This is a genomic window from [Haemophilus] ducreyi (assembly GCF_900109315.1).
GTDB lineage: Bacteria > Pseudomonadota > Gammaproteobacteria > Enterobacterales > Pasteurellaceae > Haemophilus_B > Haemophilus_B ducreyi.
This window is the reverse complement of sequence record NZ_FOJC01000001.1, coordinates 1-17,078: the sequence shown is the minus strand read 5'-3', so window position 1 is coordinate 17,078 and position 17,078 is coordinate 1. Positions and strand designations below refer to the sequence as shown.

Here is a 17,078-nt window from a genome sequence, read left to right as displayed (position 1 = left end):
TTATTGATTATTTTTCTACTATATTTGCTAGTCCGTATTGATAAAGTGCATTTTTCTTATAACCAAAGGCTTCTGCTACAATGGCCGCGGCTTTTTTTAGAGGCAATTCAGCACAGAGTAAATTCAATACGCTAATCGCTTGTGCTGAAAAGCTTTCTTCGGCTACTTTTAGTTTCCCTCCCACGACTAACACAATTTCACCTTTAAGCCGATGCTTATCTTGATTTAACCAACTAATTAAATCCGCAAGCCGATCGCCATAAATACTTTCCCACGTTTTAGTCATTTCTCGAGCCATTACAACATAACGATCCTGACCGAATACGGTTTGCATATCCATTAAAGTAGCCAAAATACGGTGGGTCGATTCGTAGAAAATCAAGGTTCGCTCTTCATTCACTAACGATGATAACTTATCAATCCGTGCTTTGCTTTTCACTGGTAAAAATCCTTCAAAACAAAAGCGGTCAGATGCAATACCGGCGGCACATAATGCAGTAACTGCCGCACAAGCGCCTGGCACAGGCACAACTTTTATGCCGATTTGCCGACAATGGCGAACTAAATGAAAACCGGGATCACTAATTAACGGTGTACCCGCATCAGAAATTAACGCAATATTGATGCCTTGTTGCAATTTCTCAATTAGTATTGCCGCTTTTTGCTGTTCATTATGATCGTGTAAAGCAAAAAATGGCTTTTTAATACCATAATGGCTTAATAATAAACCGCTATGCCGTGTATCTTCGGCAGCAATTAAATCAACTTGGGCAAAAGTATCTAATGCGCGCTGTGTAATATCTGCTAAATTGCCAATTGGCGTGGCAACAATATGTAATATGCCATTTTGTGCTTTTTTCATTTGCTTTTCACTCATTTGATAAGTAAGATTTTACTATTATGCAGACCATTATATTCTATTAGGAGCAATACAATGGCGACTATTTTAAAACAGAAACTCAAAACTTTCTTTGTACCTACAGCAATTGCCTTATTGCTTTCCGCTTGTAACAGTACTAGTTTATTCGAAAACTCCGTCACGCATTTAATTAAGCAAGAGGCTTATGCTAGTTCAGAATTCTACATCAATAAAGCAGAACAAACGTTAAATTCACAAGATAAAATAACGTATCAATTATTAGCCGTTCGCAAGTTAATTGATGAAAATAAAGTGGTTGAAGCACAAAATACGTTAAACGATTTAACCACGAGGTTGAATATAATGGAACAAAATCCATTACAACAACTTGAATATCAACTTGTCACGGCACAATTAGCGGCTTTAAAAGGCAACAACTACCAAGCAGAGGTCACATTACAACATATTTCGGCCGCTAATTTAAGCCATTCACAACTATTACGTTTTTATCAGACTCAAGCCAAAATTGCTGAAAATAGCAAAAATACGATTGAGGCGGTCAGAATTCGATCATTAATTGCGACTCAATTGGTCGACAATAAATTACGCCAAGAAAATAATGACAAAATTTGGTCATTATTACGTAATGCTAATCGTGGAATGTTATCCTCTGCCCAAGCCGGTGCTGGTGAGATGGAATTGGCGGGTTGGTTAGCATTGATTGAAATTTATAATCAAAGTGTTTCGACACCGGCTCAGATGCCACAAAATATTAACTATTGGAAACGACTCTATCCAAATCATAGTGCACTAGCCGTTATGCCAACAGAATTACAACGAGTGTTTAATTTTCAACAAACGCTATTAAATAACGTAGCGCTATTATTGCCATTAAGTGGTGATGCCAAAATATTGGGTGAAATTATCAAAAAAGGATTTGACGATGCCAAAGAACAAGATCCTACTATTGTGCAAGTGTTTGATACCGACAGCAACTCAATAGAAAACATTTTAATGCAAGCAAAACAACAAGGGGCTCAAATGATTATTGGTCCATTGTTGAAATCACGTGTAAACCAAATGTTAGCTAGCGATCAAATTAGAGATATTAATGTATTAGCGCTAAATGCTACACAAGAGGTTCAACCGATTGTTGGCGTATGCTATTACGGTCTATCACCAGAAGCGGAAGCTAGATCGGGTGCTGATCGTTTATCACGTGATGGTTATAACAAAGCCATTGTAGTAGCGGCTAGAGACGAATTTGGCCAACGTTCGGCCGAAGCCTTTGCACAACGTTGGCGACAATTAACTAATACTGACGCGGATATCCGTTATTATAATCAACCGCTTGATGTCATCACTACTATTCAAAATTCTGCGAATAATCTGCAAGAGACCGCTTTATATGCTCTAGGCAATGCCGAACAATTACTAGAAATTAAACAAGGTTTGGATAATTCTACAATAGCGGGACAATTAGCAATTTATACCGCTTCTCGCAGTAATTCACCCAATAACGGTATTGAATTCCGCACTGCAATGGAAGGAGTTAAATTCAGCGAAATTCCATTGTTAGCGGATCATAACTCGAATGAATACCAAAAAGCCTATAGCTTAGCTGATAGTGATTTCTCAATGATGCGTTTATATGCAATGGGATCAGATACTTGGGCATTAGCGAATAAATTCAATGAGTTCCACCAAATTCCTGGTTACAGCATTTCTGGCTTAACCGGTAATTTAAATGCCGGTCCAAATTGTAATATTGAACGTAATATGACTTGGTTGCAATATCATAATGGCGCTGTGGAAACGACTAACTAACCGAACCAACCGTTCGCAAGGTGCCTGCTTTGAACAAAAAGCGCGCTTGTTTTTAGAACAACAAGGTCTTAAATTTATTCAAGCAAATCAAAATTTTAAATGTGGTGAGCTGGATTTGGTTATGCAACAAGGCGATACCATCGTTTTTGTTGAGGTGCGTCAACGCAAAAATAATCGGTTTGGTTCCGCATTAGAAAGCATAGATTACCGCAAACAACAAAAATGGCTAGATGCCGCAAATATGTGGTTGCTAACTGAATATAATCAAAGTTTAGATACGGCTAATTGCCGTTTTGATGTGGTGGCCTTTGAAGCGGAACAGCCACCATTATGGATCCAAAATTTTTTAGGATAATCATCATTTAATGCTAGAAAAAATCCAAGATCGCTTTACTGAAAGCATTCAAATTCAGATTGCTGCCGCTGAATTATTACCCTCTTCGCTCAGTGATGCCGCCAATCAGATTGTAGCGTGCCTATTACAAGGTAATAAAATTATTGTATGTGGCACTGGTCGCTCATATACAAATGCACAATTACTAGTCAGCCATCTGTTGCATAAATATGAACTCGCACGCCCTAGCTTTGCTGCATTATTACTACAATTTGACAGTGTGTTAGCCGGTGTGGTTGCACAAGACAATGAACTAACACATATTTACCGTAAACAATTACAAGCTGTGGCTAAAGAGGGCGATCTCTTTATCGTTTTCTCACCAAATGGCAATGAAGAAGCGGTGTTAAATGCTATTAATGCTGCCAAAAATGAAGGATTAAATATTCTTGCCTTTACCAGTAGCCGTAATGACCATATTCAAGGGTTACTTGACCACGAGCAAGATTTAGAAATCTCAATGCCATCTAGCAATGAATTGCGCGTGATTGAAGGCCATTTATTTTGTGTAAATGTATTATGTGAATTAGTTGACCATTTACTTTTCTCTTAACTTAACAAGGATATCATTATGCTCACTTTAGTCAAAAAAATGAGTTTAGCCGGTCTGTTTACTGTGACCATTTTATCATTACAAGGCTGTATTGCGACCGCTTTAATTAGCTCTGCAGCGGTTGCCACTAAAGTAGCCACTGATCCACGTTCAACAGGTAGACAAATTGATGATGAAATTTTAGAAGAGCGGGTGGCTTTTAACCTAAATAAAGACGCACAATTACGACAAGAAGCACGCATTAATGTAGTCTCTTATAATGGTAAAGTGTTACTGATTGGGCAAGCACCTGATGCCGATGTGATAGAGAATGCGAAAAATATCACGGCGGGAGTAGAAGATGTCAGCGACGTTTATAATGAAATTCGCCGTGGTAAAAAAATTGGTCTTAGCCAAATTTCAGTGGATAGTTGGATCACCTCTACCATTAAATCCAAACTATTGCTTGAATCCAAAGTTAAATCAACGGACGTCAAAGTGATTACTGAAAATGGTGAGGTTTTCCTAATGGGTAAATTAAGCCAAGCTCAAGCAAATGCCGTAGCAAATATTGCGCGTAATGTGAAAGGTGTCAAAAAAGTGATTAAAGTAATCAGTTATGTACAATAACTTCATCTCTCTACCAAAAAAAGCTGTCTTGCTAGACAACTTTTTTAAATATGCAATGTTAGCCCACTTATCAATTATTTTGTAACAAAATAAACGCCGCATTACGACGCTTAGCAATAGCCTGCCTTCTTTTTATAATGTGTAATAGACGATGATTTTTATTATTTCGATGCGTTTTGGGTTTAAATTTAATTCTGCGATTTCTCATAAAATTCTTCCTCTATCTAACTATAAGCAATAACACTTATGTTGTTGTCTCTATAATAACCGGTTAATACATTTCTGTTGATTGATTATCTAACCGTTGTTCAGACTTTTGCTTTTCAATACGTTGGTGATTGACAATGCTATTATAATAACGTCGGATATTTTCAACATACTGGAAAGCCTCAAAGCCTCGTGCGTAACCGTATTTTAGACCACTATAATGCCGTTTTTCTGCTAATAGCGGTAAATTTTTCTTCACATCTAACCAATTATCTGGATCACCGCCTAGCTGTTTGGTTAGCCGGCGCACATCAAGTAAATGCCCCCATCCCATATTATACGCCGCTAATCCAAACCAAATTTTATCTTCTTTGGCAATCGTGTCAGGTAATTGATTGATTAATAAATGTAAATATTCTGATCCCGCACGAATACTTTGCTCTGCATTCGTCCGATCGGTTATTTTCATTCGTTCAGCCGTTGCCCGTGTTAACATCATAATACCGCGTACACCTGTTGGCGACGTCGCATTTGGATCCCAATGCGATTCTTGATAAGCAATCGCCGCCAACATTTGCCAGTCTAGCTCGCCTTTATACTTTTCAAACAATGGGCGATATTTAGGTAAAATCGTTTTAATCGCATTTAAATAACTTTGTACCGCAACATAATCAAAACGTATTAAGTGATTAAAATACTTTTCTTCAATCTTGGAAATTAACCCTCTATCATTCGCATTATGCATAAAGTCAAGCACTGAAGCTTGTAATTCACTATAAGAGCTTTTTGGTAAATACCACACTACAGGCATTTCATCGGTTAAATCAAAACCAACCGCAATATTCGGGCTAATATGTTGCGCAGATGAAATATCTACTGACACTGCCACGGTATAAGGGATTTTGCCTTCGGCCACCTGTAATAACAGTTCTTCTTGAGTGAATTGATCGGTAGTATGCCAACGCAACATCGGATTTTTGGTTTTTAAATGTTGTAAAATAGGAATGACTGCAGAGCCACAAGGCACCACAATATCACTTTGCAGTTCAGCTAATTTATAAGGTCGAGTCGTGCCTTTTTTATATACTACTTGCCAAGAAGCTGAATAATAACTTGCCCCAATCTGAAATTGTTGTGCTTGTTCAGGCTGGTATAATAGACCTGCAGCAGCAATATCAATTTTATTATCCGCTAGTGCTGTAAAGAGTTGCTCACTATTATCAAAGGTTTTAATCATTAAATTAAGACCAAGATAATCTGCAAATGATTTTGCTAGCTCATATTCAATGCCTGATTTACCATTTGCTCCCACAAAGTAAGACAATGGATGATTAATAGTACCGACCTTTAGAGTTTGCCGTTGCAATACTTGGCTATAATGGTTTTGTTCCGCACGCATTAAACGTTGCCAAGGAAAAATCATATCCCAAGCCCATAATAACAACGCGATACCTATAATTAACCTAGCCAGTAACCCTTTCAATCTAATCCTCCTCAGTCTTTCTCACCATAACAACAAGTCTAGTGGAATTTAACACTTTGCGAAATAAGTGTAATACGATTTTCTCTCTAAAAAACAAAAGACGTAAGTAACTACTTACGTCTTGCAATTTAGCGATATTTATCAAGAAAACGATAATATGGCACACCTATTTTTAATGCCAACTGTTTCACCCATTTATCACCATAAATACTCGGCACTTTTAAGCTTTCAAAAATAGCCAATCGTTCATCATTACCACCAATCGCCTCAGCAATGATCCGCCCTGCGAGCCCTGTTAAAGCAACACCATGCCCAGAAAATCCCTGCGCGAAATAAACATTTTTTTAGCACGGCCAAAATGAGGGGTTGAATTCAGCGTCATATCAATCGGACCAGCCCAACCATAATCAATTTTTGCCTCAGCTAATTGAGGAAATACTGCCAACATTTCCGCGCGTATCTGTGCAACCATATCAACATTACTACTAGAATCACTGCCAAATAATAAGCGATTATCTGCTGATAAACGATAATAATCCAATAATAAATTATTATCACAAACAGACATACCATTATTAATTAAACTGTCTGCCATACTTTGATCAAGTGGCTCTGTAGCAATAATAAAACTTTCCACGGGTAAAATTTTCTTCTCAATACCAAAAGTGATTTTTTTTGAAAGCGCATCAATATAAGCATTAGTTGCTAGCACTACATGTTGACAAGAAATCTGCATTTTTTCAGCAAAAACGACCGCTTGTGTATCACTCTTTACCATAACTTCTGTTGCGGGAGAATGCTCATAGATCGTTACGCCCGCTTCAACACAAGCTTTTGCTAACCCTAAACAGTAGTTCAACGGATGTAAATGGCCTGAATGGCTATCAAATAATCCACCAACATAAATATCACTGCCAAGGTGTTGTTTCAATTGCTGTTTATCCCATATTTGCATATAACTATAGTCAAATATCTCACGGCTTGCATTTTCCATCATCAGCAAATCATTCATTCGGCGTTCATTTAACGCTAAAGTAGCATAACCTTTTCGCCAATCACATTGAATAGCATGCTGATTAACACGCTGATCAATAATATCAATCGCTTCTAAAGACATTTGCCATAATTTTTGCGCTTTTTCTAAACCAACTTGAGCAATATATTCATCAATTCCTTCTTCAAAACCATTGATCGCTTGCCCACCAGAACGTCCAGAAGCACCAAATCCAACACGTGCACCTTCTAACACAATTACTTTTTTGCCTTGTTCTGCCAATTCTAACGCAGTAGAAAGCCCTAAAAAACCTGCGCCTATAATACAAACATCGGCAGATTGATTAGCAGTGATTGTTGGAAACTGTAATATCAAATTACGAGAATCAAAATAATATGATTTTAAATGTTCTTGGTATGCAAACGTAAGCATAAAAATACCTATGGTAAAGCCTAATACGACAGTATTAGAATTTAAGGATATAATTTAATGAAATAGAAAGAAGTTATTAACTATAGAATGGCGCACCTTAGAGGATTCGAACCTCTGACCGCTCGGTTCGTAGCCGAGTACTCTATCCAGCTGAGCTACGGGTGCGTATATTGAATGGTGAGTTTATTTAATCTATTAAAGCCATTTAAGTTATATAGAGTATAAACTAAAATGGCGCACCCGAGAGGATTCGAACCTCTGACCGCTCGGTTCGTAGCCGAGTACTCTATCCAGCTGAGCTACGGGTGCATAAATAAAATGGCGGTGAGAGAGGGATTCGAACCCTCGATAGAGCTTTTAACCCTATACTCCCTTAGCAGGGGAGCGCCTTCAGCCTGCTCGGCCATCTCACCACTCACTGTGTGCGGCGTATATTACTAGATTTTTAAAATATGTCAAACGCTTTTTCTTAAAAATTTGAAAAATCAAAGCGCTTGCTTAGTTTGCAAACAAAATTATTCTTTTTTGTTTATTTAATGAGAAATCATAACCATTTCATAGGGTTACGCAATATTTAAGACTTTATCAACATGGAGATAAAACGTTATTTTAACCCACTAATTAAGCGGTCTAATTCCAATCAATAATGCCAATTCATTGACCGTATTTTTGATAAAAATTAGGGTAAATAGACCGCTTATCTTGCTGTTAGTTTTTACATGATTGTCCTTTTTTGATTATTTTACCAAAATCATTATGGGCATCTGGTTTACTCATTTTTTGTGGCGCGCCTTTTTGCACCGGAAATTTTGAATCCATTTGCCAAGCATTCCAACCACCATCATAAATAAAAGTATTCTGCCAACCCGCTAATTGGGTAATAAACCACGATACGCCAGCTCGCCAGCCGGTACCACAATAAAAGGCTAATTGATCACCTTGTTGGATCCCTTGCTTTTTCCATAAATTAAACATTTCATTTGGATTGCGTAAGGTATTATCGGGATCGTAGTAATCCGCCATATTGCTTGAATCAGTACCCGCATAGCCCCAAATAGCATTTTGAGGCTCTCCCTTGCCGTGAATATAATCATAACCACTCACTTTACCTATATATTCATTCCAAGCTCGATTACTAATTAATTTCAAACCTTGTTGCTGTCGCTCCATCACTTGTTGAGGCGTAATAATATCAATCTGCGGATTCACTGGAATCGTTGCGCCAAAACTTGTGGCAGGTTGTGGTAAATTAACTTTTATTTCGGTAGCAAAGTTTGCATCAATCCAACTCGCTAAATTGCCATTCAATACGCGTACATCTTCTACACCAGCCCATTTCAATGCCCAAAACACTCGATAGGCTGCCAATTGATTATCAGAATAAAGAATTATCGTTTTATCTTTAGTAATGCCATTTTGCAATAGATGCTGTTCAATCACGTTAGCATCAGACAAATTCCAAACGGGTGCATTTTCGATCCAATCCGTATTAAAGTGATAAGCGCCGACAATGTGTTGTGTATAACTCTTTGCGTTTTCCAAACTGCCCCATGAAACTTCAAACACCATAAATTGATTATTCTGATAAGTTTCTGGCTGTTCACCTTGTATTACTGCGTTCAACCATTGTGGCGAAACGCTGTACTTAAAATTTGGAAAAGAGTCAAGCGGATAATCCGTATGATTCGCATAGTCAATGAAATCTTTAAAAATGCTTACCCGATAACCCTTAGCGGCAAACTCTGTTGAAACGCGTTCTAAATTATCTGGATCAGTATCATAAAATACTAATTTTTTTCTTTAGTGATGCCTTTACCTGCGGCAAAAGATTCAAATTTATCCACAGCAATATTATCTAGCCACGTTGCTGTAAATTGAATCGCACCTTTAATATGTGCCTCCTCGTTGGGCATTCTGTTCTTTAAAACCGTTATAAAAACTATCATGACGCGTATCAATAACTAGGTAGTTGGGATTATCTAAATTATTCACTAATTCTGTTATTTCAATTGGCTTAACTGCAACATTATCACAGGCGGTTAAAACCATACTCATAGCAATCACTAATAAACTTGTGTTAATTTTCATCATTCTATCCTTTATATGTATATTAAAGCCGACATTGTGTATTGTTAACAAAATATGTCGCAACCCAACAACCGATTACCATCATTAATGTGGCAAGCCAAGCCTGCCAAGAAAAGTAAGCTGTCGCGACTAATGCATTTGTTACCGTACAACCGCCCGCTAAAGCGGCCCCCACGCCCATACACATTCCACCAACTATACGTGGCAAAATAACTTGTACCGGTGGCATAACGACCCGAAACTCACCACTTAATTTCGCTGAAATAAATGCCCCTATTAACATACCTAATACAGATAAAGATCCCCAATTTAGATAGCGCTGTTGCCCGGTAACTAGGTATTGCACCAAATTCGCTACAGGCACAGCAATACTCAAGCCGGCATCACGCCCCGTCTTAGCGCTTAACCACCAAGCTAGTACACTTAATATACCAAGCAATATTGCCACTAGATAAATTTGCCAATGCTGAGCAAAAAATTTCGGAAAAATAATCGCTTTTGATACTGGATCCACCGGTCGATAGCGGGGAGTTTTTATTTGGTAATAAAGAAGAATAGTGGTTACTACCAGCAATAAGCCAACTAATAACCAAGGAGAAATAGCTAAAGTGTTATAAATATTATCGATCTCTGTCGTCTCCGTTAACAATGGATAAAGCCAATGTTTAAGACTGCCTGTTTCTGCCGCAGCCATCGTCAATGCAAAACAACATAAAACAATCCAACCACCAAAAACGCCTTCACTCGCACGAAGACAGGCACCACTTACACAAGCATTAGCCAATTGCATACCAAAACCAAACAGAAAACCACCGCTTAGTGTAGCAAGAAGAGGTAATGAAGTAGTTGGAATAGTGATTAAACCAAATTTAGCTAAACTAAAGAAACCAATAGCTTGAATAGAAATGGCAAGCAATAATGCCGTTAAAAAACGAAGATCAGCTTGCTTAAATAAATTGCGGAAACCCGCGACAAAACAGAATTGCCCACGTTGCAGTAAGATCCCAAACAAGAGACCAATAAATAGACCAGAATACATCGATTAAACCTTAATACGAATGTGTTTTGAAAAGAGATGCTATTACACCATATTTTAAACATAATAAAAAGCGGCTATTTTTAAGAAAAATGTACTAAAATTGCTTAAAAAGTCACCGCTATAATATTATTCATGATAAAACTAATTTAATGATCCTCAGTGGACTTATTAACTAATGTTAAACGATAACGTCTATCTAGCATACACAATACCCCGCCTAGTGCCATAAATAAACCACCTAACCAAATCCAACGAATAAATGGTTTATAATATAAACGCACGCCCCAAGAGTTATCTTCCAATTTTTCACCTAACGCCGCATATAAATCTCGACTAAAACCCCAATCAATCGCAGATTCAGTCATTCCCATTTTACTGACATTATAGAAACGTTTTTCCGCATTCAAAGTTGCTTCAAATTTACCATTATGACGAACTTCAATTTCAGCAGTACCGCCTTGATAGTTAGCACCGTCAGTAATTTTTATCCCTTTAAAGGTAAAATCATAATCTTTAATTTGAACAGTATCGCCAACCTTCATCCGTACATTTTTTTCAATACTGAAATTTTGGCTAAACGTAATGCCAAAGACTAACATTGCCACACCTAAATGCGCCAAAACCATTCCCCAATGCGAACGGGAAAGCTTAAATATACCAACGAAAAAGCTGTGTCGATGTGTAGCACGTTGATACAACTCATACAGGCTCAATAACACGATAATAACCGCCATCATGACACCAAGGATCAAGGTTATCGTTATTCGATCTATGAACCAATAAGGCAATACCACACCAAGAATCAACATCAGTACAAATGAAATAATCACCGGTAGCCTAATAGCTGAAACCTGATCTCTACGCCATTTGACTAAAGGCCCAATACCTAAAATAAATGCAAATGGCACCATTAAAATCAAAAACATCTGATCAAAAAACGGCGCACCAATTGAAATCGTGCCTAAACCAATCTGCTTATGAATTAAAGGCAAAATAGTACCTAAAAAGACCACGGATAAAAATGCCATTAATACAATATTATTAATCAATAACATTGATTCTCGTGAATAACGTTCATAATTATCCAAACTTCTAATTTTCGAACCTTGAAATGCATAAAGGAGCAAAGATCCACCAATCACCAACACTAAATAAGCCAAAATATATAGACCACGTGTTGGATCCGAAGCAAACGCATGCACTGAAACCAAAATGCCTGAACGAACTAAGAAGGTGCCTAATAAACAGAGCGAAAAAGCTAAAATGGCTAATAAGACCGTCCACGCTTTGAAAGCACTGCGTTTTTCCGTTACCGCTAAAGAATGCATTAACGCGGTGCCCGCCAACCACGGCATTAAAGATGCATTTTCAACAGGATCCCAAAACCACCAGCCCCCCCAGCCTAATTCATAATAAGCCCACCAAGAACCTAGCACGATACCCAATGTTAAAAAGACCCACGCGGCGATTGTCCAAGGTCGCGACCACCTTGCCCAAGCAGTATCTAATCGACCAGTCATTAATGAAGCAATTGCAAATGCAAACGCAACCGAAAAACCAACATAGCCCATATATAACAAAGGTGGATGAAAAATCAACCCAATATCTTGTAACATAGGATTTAATTCACGGCCATCCGCAGGAAAATTAGGGAATGTTCGATTAAATGGGTTTGAACTAAAAATAATAAAAATTAAGAAACCAATGCTAATCAAGCCCATCACACTTAATACTCTTGCTACCGCATCTTCAGGCATTTGACGTGTTAACGCAGCCACCGCAACAGACCACAACGAAAGTAACCATACCCACAATAGCATCGACCCTTCATGCGATCCCCAAACAGCCGATAAACGATACTGCAAAGGCAACATTGAATTTGAATTATTCACAACATACTGAACACTAAAATCATTCACTGCAAACAAATAAAACAACGCAAAAAATGATAAAGAGAGCGCTAAAAACATCGCCCAAGTTAGTGGCCTTGCTAATCCAATCAGTGTAGTTTGCTGTCTCTGCGCACCTACAAGCGGTAAAATTGACAAGAAAATTGACAAGCCTAGCGCAAGGGCAAGGCTATAATTGCCTAATTCTGCAATCATTATTTACTTTCTCCTTGTAGCGTGTTAAAAGTCCGATCTAACTCAGCTTTGTCACGAATTGATTCTCCTTTTAAATCACCCTCAGCAACCCCCACTGCATTATGTTGTTGCTTCATTTTATCGCCTAATTCTGGTGGCATATAATTTTCATCGTGTTTTGCCAACACTTCAGAGGCTTTCAAGCGTGTTGGCTCAACTAACACACCTTGTGCCACAATCCCCTGACCTTCACGGAATAAATCTGGCAAAATACCTTCATATTCCACCGTAATAGCCGGGCCTATATCATTTAAATTAAACTCAACTTTTAATGTTTTATCATCACGTTTAACCGATCCCTCAACTACCATACCACCAACTCGAATACGTTGCCCAACTGCTGGTTTTAACTGAGGATCATTATTTTTTCCCTTCACAATCTCAGAGGGCGTATAAAATAAATCTATATTTTGACTTAACGCATAAAGCGTTAGGCCCGCAGCAACAGCCACACTAAACATAATTAAAACGACCACTTTCAATCGAGATTTACGTCTTGGGTTCATAGTAATCACCTTCTAAAATTGTGTAAATCACACAAAAAAATTAAGTAAATAATGGCTAGTAGAATAACAAAAAAAGCAAAAACATTCGCCTATTAGTTTAATTTATAGCAAAGGTTCTTACTTTTGCTCAAAAGTTCTACCTATAAAGAAGTAAGCGATCAGATTAGTACAAAATGTTGCTTAAACCTGACCGCTTACTGACTATTTTATTGCGATTTTTGCTTTAATTGCGTTTCTCGTTGTAATGTTTTTTTCACAATACGTAATACTGTTTTTTGTTCTCGGTAAGACAACCAAATTAGCCCCCCAACCGCCAAAAAAGCTAATCCATAAGATAACCACACATAAAAGTAATAATTTCCCATCGCAAAGAAATCTGCGATTGATTCAAATTGAAATTGCATATTTTTCTCCTAACTAAACCGCTTATTTACTATCAACTAATGCTTTTACCCAAGGACGTTTACATTCATCGCCTAATAATGCAATACGATAACGCCAAACACTCAGCCAAATAGTTAAAAATAAGCATCCCAAAATAGATAACAATAAAGGAATAAGCATTTCAGTCGCCATTGACGGCTTGTCTAATTTAGTAATAGTTGCACCTTGATGCAAAGTGTTCCACCACTCCACTGAGAAATGGATAATAGGCAAATTAATCACCCCCACTACCGATAAAACACCTGCTGCTTTCGCCCCCATTTGCTTATCTTGAAAAGCAGAATAAAGTGCCATCACCCCCAGATATAAAAAGAAAAGGACTAATGCAGACGTTAACCGCGCATCCCACACCCACCAAGTCCCCCACATAGGTTTACCCCAAATAGCACCCGTAACTAATGAAATAAAAGCAAAGACTAAACCAATGGGGGCCATTGAAATCATCGCTAAATTAGCCTGCCTAATTTGCCATACTAACGCCACCAACGCCGCGACCGCCATCGAAGCATATACTGACATTGAAAAAATAGCCGCAGGAACATGAATAAAAATTATACGATAACTATCACCTTGCTGATAATCTTTCGGCGCAAATGCCAATCCCCATATAAAAGCAACTGCTAACAATAAAAAGCTTAGCCAAACTAAAAATGGCTGAACTCTACCCAAAAAGTAATACTGAGTCTCAGATTTGGCATAAGGATGAAGCCATTTCCACATAAGTAATCTCCATAGATTGATAATGTATAATCAAAAAATATTGCATGCTATTAAATTAACGATTATTGAAGACTTATTCTTAAAGCGCTCGCAATAGCAAAAGGCGAAAACGTTAAAGTAATGGTTAGAATCGCGCCAATAATTGCTAGCTGCCCACTGTATGCCATATTCAAAGTAGCGGCTTCCAACACCGCCGCCGCAAAAATAAGCACCGGTAAAAATAACGGCAAAATTAATAAACTTAACAACGTACCGCCTTTGCGCAATCCAACAGTTAATGCTACACCAATCGCCCCTAAACAACTGAGGATAGGTGTACCAAGCAATAACGTTAACACTAACGCCCACCAAACATGCATTTCTAACGATAGTAAAATCGCAGCAACAGGCGACAATAAAATAAGAGGTAAACCAGTTAACAACCAATGCGCCACAACTTTGGCAAACGCAACTTGTGGTAATCCCACGGGTAACAATACTAATTGCTCTAATGAACCATCTAAATAATCATCGCGAAATAAACGCTCAAAAGATAATAATGCAGATAACAACGCCGCAACCCAAGCAATACCCGGAGCAATTTTGCTTAACAATTCGGGATTCGGCCCCATTAGAAGCGGGAATAACGTAATAACGACCAAGAAAAACCATAATGGATTTAAAATTTCTGCAGGCTTACGAAAAGCAATCGTTAATTCGCGTTGAATAATAGTGAAGAAAATCATTTTTTAACTGAAAATTGAAATAACAAAATAAAAGCGCATATTTTTAAGCTAAAATAAACCATTAAAGCTTAAATTGATCCAATGATAACGTCCTGACCTTATTACTCTCTACTGTTTGATGGCTAGTAAAAATAGCTATTCCGCCTAAAGAACAATGTCGCTCAATATGCATAATCAAATCGCCCACACCATGATTATCAATAGCCGTAAAAGGCTCATCTAAAATCCAAAGTTTTTGTTGCGTCAGCCATAATTTAGCTAATGCTACCCGCCGTTGTTGCCCAGCCGATAAATATGAACAAGGCAAATCAGCCCTTTCAACTAAAGAAACCTTATCTAAAGCAAACCATAATGCCTCATCATCTAACGACAGACCTTGCATTTTCTGGTAAAAACGCAAGTTTTCCCAAGCAGATAATTCCGGTTTTATCCCCGCATAATGCCCTAAATAAAAGAGTTCAGCATAATATTCATCACGTTGCTTATGAATTGATAAATTATTCCAAAGCACCTCACCAGCTACCGGCAATGCCAATCCAGCTAAAATACGTAATAAACTCGTTTTACCAATACCATTATGCCCCTCAATTTGAACCCACTCCCCACTAGAGACAGAAAAATGGCAATCTTCAAATAAACGGTTTTCACCTCGCTCACAGGCAAGATGAGAAATAACAAGTTGATTTAAATGCATAACGATTAATATATAAAAACTGATTGACAAAGTTTACCATAAGCCTTGATTTTCAAATAGTAAAACAACTACTTCTTTAGAGGTAACAAGCGGGCAAATTTACCTTTTTTATAGTAAATATTGATAGGAATCAAATCGCTACAAGCCAAGAATTTCTTTTACAAACGGCATCGTTAACTTTCTTTTTGCTTGTAAGGATGCACGATCTAATTTATCTAGTTCCGCTAATAACACAGGTAAATCACGATCCAAGCGTTTTAACAAAAAATTAGCCACTTCTTCAGATAACTCTATACCTTTCTGATAAGCCTTACGTTGCAAAATAACAATCTTCTGATCATCTGTTAAATCATATAACTGATAGACCTCCCCCCAAGTTAAGCGAGATTTCAAATCAGGTAATTTAATCTTTAACTGATGAGGCGAACAATCCGCACTGATCAATAATAATGTCTTATGCCCTTGATTAAATAAACTTTGTTGCTCACGAATTTTATTGAATAAATCAAAAATAGCTAATTCCCATTCCTCATTATTTGCTATTGCTTGTAAATCATCTAAACAAATAACATCCATTTTCTCAATATTATCTAATACTAAAGGTGAAAAATAATGTGATTTAGTTAAAGGAATATAACTAGCCGTTTTTTGACTTAAAAGATATTGATTACTTACCGCTTTCAAAAGATGGCTTTTACCACAACTTTTAGCGCCCCAAATATAAAAAAAGGGTTGTTGAACATCAATAAAATTTTGACGTAATGAATCTAATAGCAGCAAGCTATTTTCAGAATAAAAACTATCAAGCGTTTCATCATCGATTTGATGAATAGGTAATAGTAATTGCAAAGAATTCTTAAACCGTATAGACCAATTAATACTAAAATCATATCAGCATAGCGAGAAATAGGCAATTTGAGAAGAAAAAAAGATAAGTACGCTAAAATGGGTTTACATTTTGCACGCCTATAAAAACAACTAGAATTATGTCTATCCCGCGACTTTTTTAGCTATCGTACCCAATTACCTTATTTGTTATTTGTTGTTTGTTCTTTTTTTATTCGCTTAAACAACAAAAAACCCCATAGCAGTCGCTACGGGGTCGTAATTAATCTCTGGCGATGACCTACTCTCACATGGGGAAGCCCCACACTACCATCGGCGTAACAGCGTTTCACTTCTGAGTTCGGGATGGATTCAGGTGGGACCACTGCACTGTTGTCGCCAGAATATTCTGGTGATGATATTCTGTCTTTGTTTGTCTGTTTATTTATTGATTGACTGATTGTTATCTATTGATTGTTATTTCTTTGTTCTTTTATAGTGTCATAAAACTAAAAACAAGCTGTCTGAGTATTTC

14 protein-coding genes, 3 tRNA genes, 1 rRNA gene and 2 pseudogenes are annotated in these 17,078 nt (G+C 37.5%); 4 read left to right on the top strand and 16 right to left on the bottom strand.

Annotation, left to right across the window (positions count from 1 at the left end; genetic code table 11):
- Positions 1-7: 7 nt before the first annotated feature.
- Positions 8-862 (bottom strand): 16S rRNA (cytidine(1402)-2'-O)-methyltransferase, encoded by an 855-nt coding sequence (rsmI, locus tag BMX01_RS00100; RefSeq protein ID WP_064082098.1) that lies wholly within the window; start codon positions 860-862, stop codon positions 8-10.
- A 72-nt stretch (positions 863-934) separates the two neighbouring features.
- Here rsmI and BMX01_RS00095 point away from each other — a divergent pair, with 72 nt between their 5' ends.
- Genes BMX01_RS00095 through dolP form a run of 4 tightly spaced genes read left to right on the top strand, consistent with a single transcriptional unit; the run spans position 935 to position 4,242 of the window.
- Positions 935-2,686, top strand: a complete 1,752-nt coding sequence (locus tag BMX01_RS00095; RefSeq protein ID WP_064082099.1) for a penicillin-binding protein activator — start codon at positions 935-937, stop codon at positions 2,684-2,686.
- The gene (locus BMX01_RS00090) at positions 2,661-3,041 is read left to right on the top strand and encodes a YraN family protein (protein WP_064082100.1); all 381 of its coding nucleotides are present in this window, start codon (positions 2,661-2,663) and stop codon (positions 3,039-3,041) included. The genes BMX01_RS00095 and BMX01_RS00090 overlap by 26 nt, the downstream gene beginning before the upstream one ends.
- Before the next feature lie 10 nt (positions 3,042-3,051).
- Positions 3,052-3,633 (top strand): D-sedoheptulose-7-phosphate isomerase, encoded by a 582-nt coding sequence (locus BMX01_RS00085; RefSeq protein WP_064082101.1) that lies wholly within the window; start codon positions 3,052-3,054, stop codon positions 3,631-3,633.
- 18 nt (positions 3,634-3,651) lie between these two features.
- The gene (gene dolP, locus BMX01_RS00080; protein WP_064082102.1) at positions 3,652-4,242 is read left to right on the top strand and encodes a division/outer membrane stress-associated lipid-binding lipoprotein; all 591 of its coding nucleotides are present in this window, start codon (positions 3,652-3,654) and stop codon (positions 4,240-4,242) included.
- A 271-nt stretch (positions 4,243-4,513) separates the two neighbouring features.
- Here dolP and mltF read toward each other — a convergent pair whose 3' ends face one another.
- From mltF to rrf, 15 genes and pseudogenes are all read right to left on the bottom strand, one after another.
- The gene (gene mltF / locus BMX01_RS00075; RefSeq protein WP_064082103.1) at positions 4,514-5,932 is read right to left on the bottom strand and encodes a membrane-bound lytic murein transglycosylase MltF; all 1,419 of its coding nucleotides are present in this window, start codon (positions 5,930-5,932) and stop codon (positions 4,514-4,516) included.
- A 128-nt stretch (positions 5,933-6,060) separates the two neighbouring features.
- Positions 6,061-7,358 (bottom strand): annotated as a pseudogene (locus tag BMX01_RS00070) (NAD(P)/FAD-dependent oxidoreductase).
- A gap of 88 nt (positions 7,359-7,446) precedes the next feature.
- Positions 7,447-7,523, bottom strand: a tRNA-Arg gene (locus BMX01_RS00065).
- 67 nt (positions 7,524-7,590) lie between these two features.
- Positions 7,591-7,667: transfer RNA gene (locus BMX01_RS00060), tRNA-Arg, on the bottom strand.
- Positions 7,668-7,677: 10 nt separating this feature from the next.
- Positions 7,678-7,771 (bottom strand) — tRNA-Ser (locus BMX01_RS00055).
- A gap of 295 nt (positions 7,772-8,066) precedes the next feature.
- Positions 8,067-9,446 (bottom strand): annotated as a pseudogene (locus tag BMX01_RS00050) (sulfurtransferase).
- Between the two features lie 22 nt (positions 9,447-9,468).
- Complete coding sequence (locus BMX01_RS00045) at positions 9,469-10,485, bottom strand: YeeE/YedE family protein (RefSeq protein ID WP_064082104.1); 1,017 nt, start codon at positions 10,483-10,485, stop codon at positions 9,469-9,471.
- Between the two features lie 146 nt (positions 10,486-10,631).
- Positions 10,632-12,590, bottom strand: a complete 1,959-nt coding sequence (locus BMX01_RS00040; RefSeq protein ID WP_064082105.1) for a heme lyase CcmF/NrfE family subunit — start codon at positions 12,588-12,590, stop codon at positions 10,632-10,634.
- Complete coding sequence (gene ccmE / locus BMX01_RS00035) at positions 12,590-13,135, bottom strand: cytochrome c maturation protein CcmE (protein ID WP_010944743.1); 546 nt, start codon at positions 13,133-13,135, stop codon at positions 12,590-12,592. Before ccmE ends, BMX01_RS00040 begins: the two co-directional genes overlap by 1 nt.
- A gap of 206 nt (positions 13,136-13,341) precedes the next feature.
- Positions 13,342-13,539 (bottom strand): heme exporter protein CcmD, encoded by a 198-nt coding sequence (ccmD, locus tag BMX01_RS00030; protein WP_064082106.1) that lies wholly within the window; start codon positions 13,537-13,539, stop codon positions 13,342-13,344.
- Between the two features lie 22 nt (positions 13,540-13,561).
- A complete protein-coding gene (locus tag BMX01_RS00025) occupies positions 13,562-14,299 on the bottom strand; it encodes a heme ABC transporter permease (protein WP_064082107.1) in 738 nt (245 codons plus the stop codon).
- Positions 14,300-14,361: 62 nt separating this feature from the next.
- On the bottom strand, positions 14,362-15,024 hold the full coding sequence (ccmB, locus tag BMX01_RS00020) for a heme exporter protein CcmB (protein WP_064082108.1): 663 nt from the start codon (positions 15,022-15,024) through the stop codon (positions 14,362-14,364).
- Between the two features lie 61 nt (positions 15,025-15,085).
- Positions 15,086-15,718, bottom strand: a complete 633-nt coding sequence (gene ccmA / locus BMX01_RS00015; protein ID WP_064082109.1) for a cytochrome c biogenesis heme-transporting ATPase CcmA — start codon at positions 15,716-15,718, stop codon at positions 15,086-15,088.
- Positions 15,719-15,856: 138 nt separating this feature from the next.
- Positions 15,857-16,567, bottom strand: a complete 711-nt coding sequence (hda, locus tag BMX01_RS00010) for a DnaA regulatory inactivator Hda (protein ID WP_064082110.1) — start codon at positions 16,565-16,567, stop codon at positions 15,857-15,859.
- A gap of 264 nt (positions 16,568-16,831) precedes the next feature.
- Positions 16,832-16,947 (bottom strand): 5S ribosomal RNA (gene rrf / locus BMX01_RS00005).
- Positions 16,948-17,078: the final 131 nt, after the last annotated feature.

What these genes read in the sequence shown, in the direction of transcription:
- rsmI (WP_064082098.1), bottom strand. Translation starts at nt 862, where the DNA reads ATGAAAAAAGCACAAAATGGCATATTACATATTGTTGCCACGCCAATT.
- BMX01_RS00025 (WP_064082107.1), bottom strand. Translation starts at nt 14,299, where the DNA reads ATGTGGAAATGGCTTCATCCTTATGCCAAATCTGAGACTCAGTATTAC.
- ccmE (WP_010944743.1), bottom strand. Translation starts at nt 13,135, where the DNA reads ATGAACCCAAGACGTAAATCTCGATTGAAAGTGGTCGTTTTAATTATG.
- dolP (WP_064082102.1), top strand. Translation starts at nt 3,652, where the DNA reads ATGCTCACTTTAGTCAAAAAAATGAGTTTAGCCGGTCTGTTTACTGTG.
- BMX01_RS00045 (WP_064082104.1), bottom strand. Translation starts at nt 10,485, where the DNA reads ATGTATTCTGGTCTATTTATTGGTCTCTTGTTTGGGATCTTACTGCAA.
- BMX01_RS00040 (WP_064082105.1), bottom strand. Translation starts at nt 12,590, where the DNA reads ATGATTGCAGAATTAGGCAATTATAGCCTTGCCCTTGCGCTAGGCTTG.
- ccmD (WP_064082106.1), bottom strand. Translation starts at nt 13,539, where the DNA reads ATGCAATTTCAATTTGAATCAATCGCAGATTTCTTTGCGATGGGAAAT.
- BMX01_RS00085 (WP_064082101.1), top strand. Translation starts at nt 3,052, where the DNA reads ATGCTAGAAAAAATCCAAGATCGCTTTACTGAAAGCATTCAAATTCAG.
- BMX01_RS00090 (WP_064082100.1), top strand. Translation starts at nt 2,661, where the DNA reads ATGGCGCTGTGGAAACGACTAACTAACCGAACCAACCGTTCGCAAGGT.
- ccmA (WP_064082109.1), bottom strand. Translation starts at nt 15,718, where the DNA reads ATGCATTTAAATCAACTTGTTATTTCTCATCTTGCCTGTGAGCGAGGT.
- BMX01_RS00095 (WP_064082099.1), top strand. Translation starts at nt 935, where the DNA reads ATGGCGACTATTTTAAAACAGAAACTCAAAACTTTCTTTGTACCTACA.
- ccmB (WP_064082108.1), bottom strand. Translation starts at nt 15,024, where the DNA reads ATGATTTTCTTCACTATTATTCAACGCGAATTAACGATTGCTTTTCGT.